This window comes from Comamonas sp. (genome assembly GCF_009360615.1).
Classification (GTDB): Bacteria; Pseudomonadota; Gammaproteobacteria; order Burkholderiales; family Burkholderiaceae_C; genus Comamonas.
Genome location: NZ_SPEY01000043.1, coordinates 1 through 9,334 on the forward strand (window position 1 = coordinate 1; position 9,334 = coordinate 9,334).

Annotated in this window: 7 protein-coding genes; all 7 read left to right on the plus strand. The window is 63.6% G+C overall.

What is annotated here, in order from left to right; all coding sequences use genetic code 11:
* A partial coding sequence (locus tag E2583_RS13185; protein WP_291596429.1) for an inner membrane protein YpjD occupies positions 1-350 on the plus strand: 350 nt, incomplete at its 5' end.
* Positions 347-592, plus strand: coding sequence for a PP0621 family protein (locus tag E2583_RS13190; RefSeq protein WP_291596431.1), 246 nt, complete (start codon positions 347-349; stop codon positions 590-592). The genes E2583_RS13185 and E2583_RS13190, both read left to right, overlap by 4 nt.
* 4 nt (positions 593-596) lie before the next feature.
* Positions 597-2,402 carry a PAS domain-containing sensor histidine kinase gene (locus E2583_RS13195; RefSeq protein WP_291596433.1) on the plus strand — a complete coding sequence of 602 codons (1,806 nt, stop codon included), beginning with the start codon at positions 597-599 and terminating at the stop codon, positions 2,400-2,402.
* Between the two features lie 47 nt (positions 2,403-2,449).
* Positions 2,450-3,922, plus strand: coding sequence for a sigma-54 dependent transcriptional regulator (locus E2583_RS13200; protein ID WP_291596442.1), 1,473 nt, complete (start codon positions 2,450-2,452; stop codon positions 3,920-3,922).
* On the plus strand, positions 3,915-4,547 hold the full coding sequence (gene ampD, locus E2583_RS13205) for a 1,6-anhydro-N-acetylmuramyl-L-alanine amidase AmpD (protein ID WP_291596435.1): 633 nt from the start codon (positions 3,915-3,917) through the stop codon (positions 4,545-4,547). The genes E2583_RS13200 and ampD overlap by 8 nt, the downstream gene beginning before the upstream one ends.
* 505 nt (positions 4,548-5,052) lie before the next feature.
* Positions 5,053-7,962, plus strand: coding sequence for a ribonucleoside-diphosphate reductase subunit alpha (locus E2583_RS13210; protein WP_291596438.1), 2,910 nt, complete (start codon positions 5,053-5,055; stop codon positions 7,960-7,962).
* A gap of 225 nt (positions 7,963-8,187) precedes the next feature.
* Positions 8,188-9,279 carry a ribonucleotide-diphosphate reductase subunit beta gene (locus E2583_RS13215; protein ID WP_291596440.1) on the plus strand — a complete coding sequence of 364 codons (1,092 nt, stop codon included), beginning with the start codon at positions 8,188-8,190 and terminating at the stop codon, positions 9,277-9,279.
* Positions 9,280-9,334: the final 55 nt, after the last annotated feature.

Genomic DNA, 9,334 nt, shown 5'->3' on the forward strand with positions numbered 1-9,334 from the left:
AGCGGCAGATGCGTCAGGGAGGAGACCACGACAGCGGACTGCCGCTGCTGACATTGGAGCGGCTGACCTTCCGTTTTGTCGGAGCGGGCTTTGTGCTGCTGACCGCCACACTGGCCGCAGGCTGGCTGTTTGGCGAGCAGCTCTACGGCAAGGCCTGGGTATGGAATCACAAATCCGTGTTCTCGCTGCTGTCCTGGCTGGCATTCGCCCTGCTGCTGTTCGGGCGCAGGCGATTCGGCTGGCGCGGCCAGAGCGCCGTGCGCGTTCTCTATATCGGTGCCGTCTTTTTGCTGCTGGCCTATGTCGGCTCGCGCTTTGTGATTGAAGTCCTGCTGGAGCGCGCGGCATGAAGTTTTTGCTCGTCCTTCTGGTCGTGATCGTGGCAGTCGGCATCTGGCGCAGCAAGCGCCGTGCCGAAGCGGTGCCGCACAGCCCCCCGGCCTCGGCGCTCAAGACCGCGCAGACGATGGTGGCCTGTGCGCACTGCGGACTTCATATGCCGCAGGCCGATGCCGTGACCGACACTTCGGGCCAGAGCTTTTGCAGCGCGGAACACCGCCGCCTGGGCCGTCAAGACAGCGGCCGCAGCTGATCGCATGGAGCACTCCGCCTCGCCCTGGCAGCACACCGCCATCCCGCTGGATGCGGCCATCAGCCGCCGTGCGGACGCCAGCCTCAACGCACCGTTCGTGCGCCTGTGGCAGGCCTTCCTCAGCGGCCGCGTGCTGCTGGCGCTGGCCCTCATCCTGCTTCAGACGCTGAATTTGCAGCTGCAGAACATCAGCTCGCCCCTGGCCTGGCTGATCTGCCTGACCTATCTGGCGCTGACCGTGGTGCTGCGCCTGGCGGCCGGGCGCCATTTGCCGGCACCTCGCGCAGCCCTGCAATGGCTGCCTGTGATCGGCGTCGACATTGCGGCCATCTTTCTGCTGCAGATCTTTCAGGTCGGCTCGCTCAACTACACCGCGCTGCTGGCGATTCCCGTCCTGATCTCCTCGGCGCTGGGCGGCCTCATGCTGGCCTTTGGCACCACGGCCAGCATCACGCTGCTGACGCTGGCCTACACCTTCTGGCGATACCACGGTGGCCTCAACGACGGTGCCCAGTCCTATTACCAGGCGGCTTTTTCCTGTGCCGGCTATTTCTGCGTGGCCTACCTCACGCACGAGCTGGCCAGACGCGTGAGGCGCGAGCGCTCCCAGGCCCTGTTCAACCGGTTGCGCACCCAGACCCAGGAGCAGGTCAACAGCCTGGTGATCAACCACTTCTCCGACGGTGTGCTGGTGGTCGACTCCAGCCTGCAGGTGCTGCAGGCCAATCCGGCTGCGCTGCAACTGCTGGGTCTGCCCATCGATCATCCCCAGCTTTTTTCCCTGCAGGCCCACAGCTGGTGGGAGCCGCTGGCGCAGGCGACACAGGCCAGCTTCGCCCATGCCAGGCCGCTGTCCGCCACGATTCACCTGCAGGCCCATGAGCGGCAGGGCGCCACGGGCATCCATGTGCGCACCCGCATCACCGAAGTGTCGGCCCCCTATCTGGATGAGGGCCCGCAAACGCAGGCCAGCCACTCGCTTTGCGTCATGTTTCTGCACGACCTGCGCGAAATGGAAGCACAGCTGCGTACCGAAAAGCTGGCTTCCATGGGACGCATGTCGGCGGCCGTGGCACACGAAATACGCAACCCGCTGGCCGCCATCACCCAGGCCAATGCACTGCTGGCCGAAGACCTGGTCAGCCAGCCCGGCCCGCAGCAGCTGTGCCGCATCGTCGGCCAGAACGCCGACCGTCTCGCGCGCATCGCCGAAGAGATCCTCAACCTGGCGCGCGTGCAACAGGGCGCACAACCCCACCAGGGCCAGTCGCTGCCGCTGGACAACCTGCTGTCCCAGATCAGTCATGAATGGCGCACCCAGTCCACGCCATCCCGCCAGATGCTGCTTCGGCTCAATGCAACCGCCCGGCATATCCTGTTTGACGAGGAGCATCTGCGCCGCGTGCTGATCAACTTGCTGGACAATGCCCAGCGCCACCGCAGCCACGCCGGCAGCGAGGCGGGCCTGCAACTGATCAGCGGCCATGGATCCTTGCATGGACAGATTCAAGGCCTTGCGCCGCAGGACGACATCTGCTGGTTCATGGTCTGGAGCGATGGCGCGCCGCTGGAGTCCAGCGTCGAGCGTCATCTGTTCGAGCCCTTCTTTTCCTCCCAGAGCCGATCCAGCGGCCTCGGACTCTATATCTGCCGCGAGCTCTGCCAGCGCTACGACGCCACCATCAGCTACCAGCGCCTGAGCCTCGCCACGCCGCAAGGCGATGCGGACGGCAATGCCTTCATCGTGACTCTGCGCAGCGGCCCCTCCTCCCTCGCAAGCCACACCCTGTTTGACTCGATCATGGTGTAAGCCCAGTGATATCTTCGCCTCACTCATCCGCAGCAGCCAGCATTCTCGTGGTCGATGACGAGCCCGATCTGCGCACGCTCTACGAGCTGACTTTGCTGCGGGAAGGCTACCGCGTGGAAACCGCAGGCTCGGTGCAGGAGGGCGCAGCCCAGCTGCAGGAGCGCAGTTTCGATGTCGTGATCACCGATATGCGCCTGCCCGACGGGATCGGCATGGAGCTGTTGCTGCAGCTGCGGGATCAGTCGCGCAGCGAACGCTGCATCGTCATGACGGCCTATGGCTCTGCCGAGAACGCCGTGGAAGCCCTGCGCGCCGGCGCCTTTGACTATCTGACCAAGCCCGTGGACCTGCGCCAGTTCCGCCAGGTCGTGGCCTCGGCCGTGCAAGGCATTGGCGCCGTGCCCAAGCCGGGCACCCTGCCGGCCGGAGGCAGCGCACCGACCCAGGATGCCCGGGCGGCAACCCCGCCGGGCGCCCTGGATGCGCTGGTGGGAGACTCGCAGGCCATGCAACGCGTCAAGCAGCGCATCGCCAAGGTCGCCAAGGGCATGGCTCCCGTACTGATCCATGGTGAATCGGGCACGGGCAAGGAGCTGGTGGCTCGTGCCCTGCATGCCTGCAGCCAGCGTGCCGATGGCCCCATGATCGCCGTCAACTGCGGTGCCATCCCGGAAAACCTGCTTGAGGCCGAGTTCTTCGGGGCCCGCAAGGGCTCCTACACCGGAGCCACGCAGGACAGGCCCGGCTACTTTCAGGCGGCGCAGGGAGGCACCCTGTTTCTCGATGAGATCGGCGACCTGCCCCTGGCTATGCAGGCCAAGCTGCTGCGCGCCATCCAGGAGCGCAAGATACGCCCGCTGGGCAGCACCCAGGAGGAAGCCGTCGATGTGCGCATCCTCAGCGCCACCCATCGCGACCTGAGCGCGCAGGTGCAGCGCGGCCATTTCCGCCAGGACTTGTTCTATCGCCTCAACGTCATCGAAATCGAGCTGCCCGCACTGCGCGAGCGCCGCGAAGACCTGGGCCAGCTCTGCCAGGCTTTGCTGCAGAAGCTGGCCCGCGAGTCCGGCCTGCCCACTCCGGAGCTGGACGACATCGGCCTCGACCAGATCGCCCGGCTGCCGCTGCCCGGCAACGTGCGAGAGCTGGAGAACGTGCTGCACCGGGCCATTGCACTGGGCGATGGAGGCCCGCTGCGCCTGCCCGAATCCGGCCCTCCGGCCGACGGCGGCAGTGCACCGGCGGACCCGGCATCCGGCAGCGGGACATCGGCCACCGGCGTGCCGGCGCCGCTGACGCCACATGCAGGCAGTCCGGCCACGCTGCCCGAGGATCTGCAAGGCTGGCTCGACGAGCAGGAGCGCAGCATTTTGGTCAGAGCGCTGCAGGACAACGGCTTCAATCGCACCGCCACGGCAGCCAGACTGGGCATCAGCCTGCGCCAGATCCGCTATCGCATCGACCGGCTCGGCATAGACCTGCCAGCCGAAGGTTGCAAACACCAGAGCGACAATGCCTGACCCCGCAGCACCCCACGCCCAGGCCCTGCCGCCACAGCAGCCGTGGCAAGCCGGCTGGTATGGCGCGGCACGTCACCTGGCCTCTCCCAATTTCGGCCCCCGCCCCGTGAAGGCCCAGATCGACCTCGTCGTCATCCATTCCATCAGCCTGCCTCCGGGCCGGTACGGCACAGGCGCGGTGCAGCAACTGTTCACCAATCAGCTGGACTGGGACGCCCATCCGTATTACCAGGGTATCCGCGGCCTCGAGGTCTCGTCCCATTTCTTTGTCACACGCCAGGGCGAGATCTGGCAGTTCGTCAGCTGCGACGACCGAGCCTGGCATGCCGGCATGAGCCAGTGGCGCGGGCGTGATCGCTGCAATGACGACTCCATAGGCATCGAACTCGAAGGACTGGAAGGCCTGAGCTTCGAAGCCCCCCAGTACCAGGCCCTGCGGCAGCTGTGCACCGCCATCGCCGCACAATACCCGGTGCACTACATCGCGGGGCACGAGCACATCGCCCCGGGGCGCAAGCAGGACCCCGGCCCGGGCTTTGACTGGCAGCGGTTGCAGCGGCTGCTGGGCAGCGCGGACAGCACCCGGTCCTGGGAGTTTCCGCCTCGCACTTCACGCACTGCCTGATTCCCGGATTGCACCGCCGGCCCTTCAGCCCTTGAATCAAAGTCGATTCAGGCCGAACTTGACTGATGACAAGCGCAAGGCGCTCCTCCTCTTGCAAGCCAGCGTCACCCATCGTTTCCGCATTTCGACGCCGCATGTCAATGGCGCGCGCGCAACAACTGTCGCCTGCATCAAACACGCAAATTTTTTACATATTTCCAGGCCGACCTCCGGCCGGATGCAACCGTGCCACGGGCCTTTATTCATGCGGGATGAAGTCATTTCCACCGCTGTCAAGCGGTGCTTGAAATGTCAGATTCAGTAGTTTCATCAGGTTAGCCAGATTTAAGCGCGATACACTACCGGTAGTGTTTCAGGACGCCTCAGACCCCATATCTAGTGTTTACAAGTTGTGCACACCCTGTGCAAACCATGTGTAGACCAAGGCGCCGAATCGTGTTTTTGATGGCCTGCTCCCCAGTGCAGGCCTTTGCCTGCCTATCCACATACTGACTCAGAGGAACTTATGCAAGAAGCGTTGAACTCACTGCCTTCTGCCGCACCCGCCGGTGCAGCCAATTCTTCCTCCCCCAATGACAGCTACCAGATCATCCGCCGCAGCGGCGATGTGGTGGCTTTCGCACCGCAGAAGATTGCCGTGGCCCTGACCAAGGCTTTCCTGGCCGTGCGCGGCGCGCAGGGCGCGGCTTCCGCCAGCGTGCGTGACACCGTCAACGAGCTCACCGACGGCGTGGTGCGCGCCCTGGTGCGTTCGCGTCCCGATGGCGGAACCTTCCATATCGAAGATGTGCAGGACCAGGTCGAGCTGGGCCTGATGCGCGCCGGTCACCAGGACGTGGCCCGCGCCTATGTGCTGTACCGCGAGCGCCGCAACCAGGAACGTGCCGAACAGAAGAAGGTCGCCGAAGTGGCAGCCGCTGCCGCCACCAAGCCCGTGCTGCATGTGACCGACAACGGCCAGCGCGTGCCGCTGAACCAGGAGCGCCTGGAAGCCCTGATCGTCGCTTCCTGCGGCAATCTGAATGCCGACATCCAGTCCGCCCCCATCGTGGCCGAAACCCTGCGCAATCTGTATGACGGCGTGCCTCTGGCCGAGGTCTACAAGGCGTCCATCCTGGCCGCCCGTACGCTGATCGAAAAAGACCCCGACTACACCTACGTCACCGCCCGTCTGCTGCTGCACACCATCGTGCGCGAAGTCATGGGCCGCGACGTTCAGCCCGCAGAAATGCAGGCCGCCTATGCCGACTACTTCCCCGGCTTTGTGCAAAAAGGCGTGGACAACGAGCTGCTCAACCCCGAGCTGCTGAACTACGACCTGCCCCGTCTGGCCAAGGCCCTGAAGGCCGAGCGCGACGAGCAGTTCGACTACCTGGGTCTGCAGACCCTCTACGACCGCTACTTCCTGCACGTGCGCAAGACCCGCATCGAGCTGCCCCAGTCCTTCTTCATGCGCGTGGCCATGGGTCTGGCACTGAACGAGCCCGACCGCAATGCCCGTGCCATCGAGTTCTACGAACTGCTGTCGTCCTTCGACTTCATGTCGTCCACCCCCACGCTGTTCAACAGCGGCACGCTGCGCTCGCAGCTGTCGTCGTGCTATCTGACCACCGTGCCGGACGACCTGGACGGCATCTACGAATCCATCAAGGAAAACGCGCTGCTGTCCAAGTTTGCCGGCGGCCTGGGCAATGACTGGACCCGCGTGCGCGCCCTGGGCTCGCGCATCAAGGGCACCAACGGCGAATCGCAGGGCGTGGTTCCCTTCCTCAAGGTGGTCAACGACACGGCCGTCGCCGTGAACCAGGGCGGCAAGCGCAAGGGCGCGGTCTGCACCTATCTGGAATCCTGGCACCTGGACATCGAAGAATTCCTGGAGCTGCGCAAGAACACCGGCGACGACCGCCGCCGCACCCACGACATGAACACGGCGAACTGGATTCCCGACCTGTTCATGAAGCGCGTGATGGAAGCAGGCCAGTGGACCCTGTTCTCGCCCGCCGACGCTCCCGACCTGCACGACCTGTACGGCGAAGCCTTCGAGAAGGCCTACACCGCCTATGAAGCCAAGACCGACAGCGGCGAGCTCAAGCTGTTCAAGCGCGTGCCTGCCGTGGATCTGTGGCGCAAGATGCTCTCGATGCTGTTCGAGACCGGCCATCCCTGGATCACCTTCAAGGACCCCTGCAACATCCGCTCGCCCCAGCAGCACGTGGGTGTGGTGCACTCGTCCAATCTGTGCACCGAGATCACGCTCAACACCAGCGACACCGAAACCGCTGTCTGCAACCTGGGCTCGGTGAACCTGGTCCAGCACATCAAGGACGGCAAGATCGACCACGACAAGCTGCGCAAGACCGTGAACACGGCCATGCGCATGCTGGACAACGTGATCGACATCAACTACTACGCGGTCCAAAAGGCCAAGGACTCCAACCTGCGCCACCGCCCCGTGGGCATGGGCCTGATGGGTTTCCAGGATGCGCTGTATGAAATGCGCACCGCCTACGCCAGCCAGGGTGCCGTCGAGTTCGCGGACGAGGCCATGGAAGCCATCTGCTATTACGCTTACTGGGCTTCGACCGAACTGTCCAAGGAACGCGGCACCTACTCCACCTTCAAGGGCTCGCTGTGGGATCAGGGCATCCTGCCCCCCGACACCCTGAAGCTGCTGGAAAAGGCCCGCGGCGGCTATGTGGAAGTGGATCGTTCGGCCAAGCTGGACTGGGACGCCCTGCGCGCCAAGATCGCCAAGGACGGCATGCGCAACTCCAACTGCGTGGCCATTGCCCCCACCGCCACCATCTCCAACATCGTGGGTGTGGATGCCTCGATCGAGCCTTCGTTCGGCAACCTGTCCGTGAAGTCCAATCTGTCGGGCGAGTTCACCGTCATCAACCAGTACCTGGTGCGCGACCTCAAGCGCCTGGGCCTGTGGGACGACGTGATGGTCATGGATCTCAAGCATTTCGACGGCTCGCTGCGCTCCATCGATCGCGTGCCGCAAGAGATCAAGAACCTCTACGCCACCGCATTCGAAGTCGCGCCCGAATGGCTGGTGGAAGCTGCCTCGCGCCGTCAGAAGTGGATCGACCAGGCCCAGAGCCTGAACATCTACATGGCCGGCGCATCGGGCAAGAAGCTGCACGACACCTACATGCTGGCCTGGCTGCGCGGTCTGAAGACCACCTACTACCTGCGCACCACCAGCGCCACCAATATCGAGAAGTCCACCGTGCAAAGCCGCGTGCTGAACGCCGTGTCCTCCGGCGCTCCGGCCGCTTCGGCAGCCCCTGCGGCCAAGCCTGCAGTCAGCGCACTGGAAGCAGCCGCCGCCGCTGCCCGCGCCCAGGCTCCGGCCACGGACATCAAGTTCTGCGCCATCGACGACCCGGGCTGCGAGGCCTGCCAGTAATTGACTGGCTCCCCCGAGGCGCTTGGCCCAGGCGGCCCCCTGCGCCTTCCCCCTCTCTCGATGCGTTGCATCGGGAGGGGGACGACACCTTCGCTGCGAGACGGCTCTTGCCCGGTGTCTTTGGTTTGGAGTGCACCAGTTTTTAGTGGTGCCTGCTAAATAGATAAATCAGAAGGCTGGATGTCGATTGCTCTGCACCCAGCTTTTTCCCTTCAAGGAATTGATATGCTGAGCTTTGACGACGACACCTTTGCACCTTCCGCCACCAGCGCAGAAGCCGGGGCGTCCACCAGCACCCACAAGCGCGTGAATGCCGCCGACAAGCGCATCATCAACGCCAAGACCGACGTGAACCAGCTGGTTCCCTTCAAGTACAAGTGGGCCTGGGAAAAATATCTGGCCACCTGCGCCAACCACTGGATGCCGCAGGAAGTGAACATGACGCGCGACATCGCGCTGTGGAAGGATCCCAACGGCCTGACCGACGACGAGCGCCGCATCGTCAAGCGCAACCTGGGCTTCTTTGTGACGGCCGACTCGCTGGCCGCCAACAACATCGTGCTGGGCACCTACCGCCACATCACGGCACCCGAGTGCCGCCAGTTCCTGCTGCGCCAGGCTTTCGAGGAAGCCATCCACACCCATGCCTACCAGTACATCGTGGAATCGCTGGGCCTGGATGAATCGGAAATCTTCAACGCCTACAACGAAGTTCAATCCATCCGCGACAAGGACGAGTTCCTGATCCCCTTCATCGAAGCGATCATGGACCCCAACTTCCACACCGGCACGCCCGAAACCGACCAGACCCTGCTGAAGTCGCTGATCGTTTTTGCCTGCCTGATGGAAGGCCTGTTCTTCTACGTGGGCTTCACGCAGATCCTGGCCCTGGGCCGCCAGAACAAGATGACGGGCGCCGCCGAGCAGTACCAGTACATCCTGCGCGACGAGTCCATGCACTGCAACTTCGGCATCGATCTGATCAACCAGCTCAAGCTCGAGAATCCCCACCTGTGGACGGCCGAGTTCAAGCAGGAAATCACGGAGCTGTTTCAGAAGGCCGTGGAGCTCGAATATCGCTACGCCGAAGACACCATGCCGCGCGGCGTGCTGGGCATGAATGCGTCCATGTTCAAGGGCTATCTGCGTTACATCGCCAACCGTCGCGCCACGCAGATCGGCCTGGAAGAACTGTTCCCCGGTGAAGAAAATCCCTTCCCGTGGATGAGCGAAATGATCGATTTGAAGAAAGAACGTAACTTCTTTGAGACACGTGTGATCGAGTATCAGACCGGAGGCGCACTTTCTTGGGATTAATTGCTTCTAAGCAGGCACAATGCGAGTCATGACTTGCTTCACTTCATTGCTACAA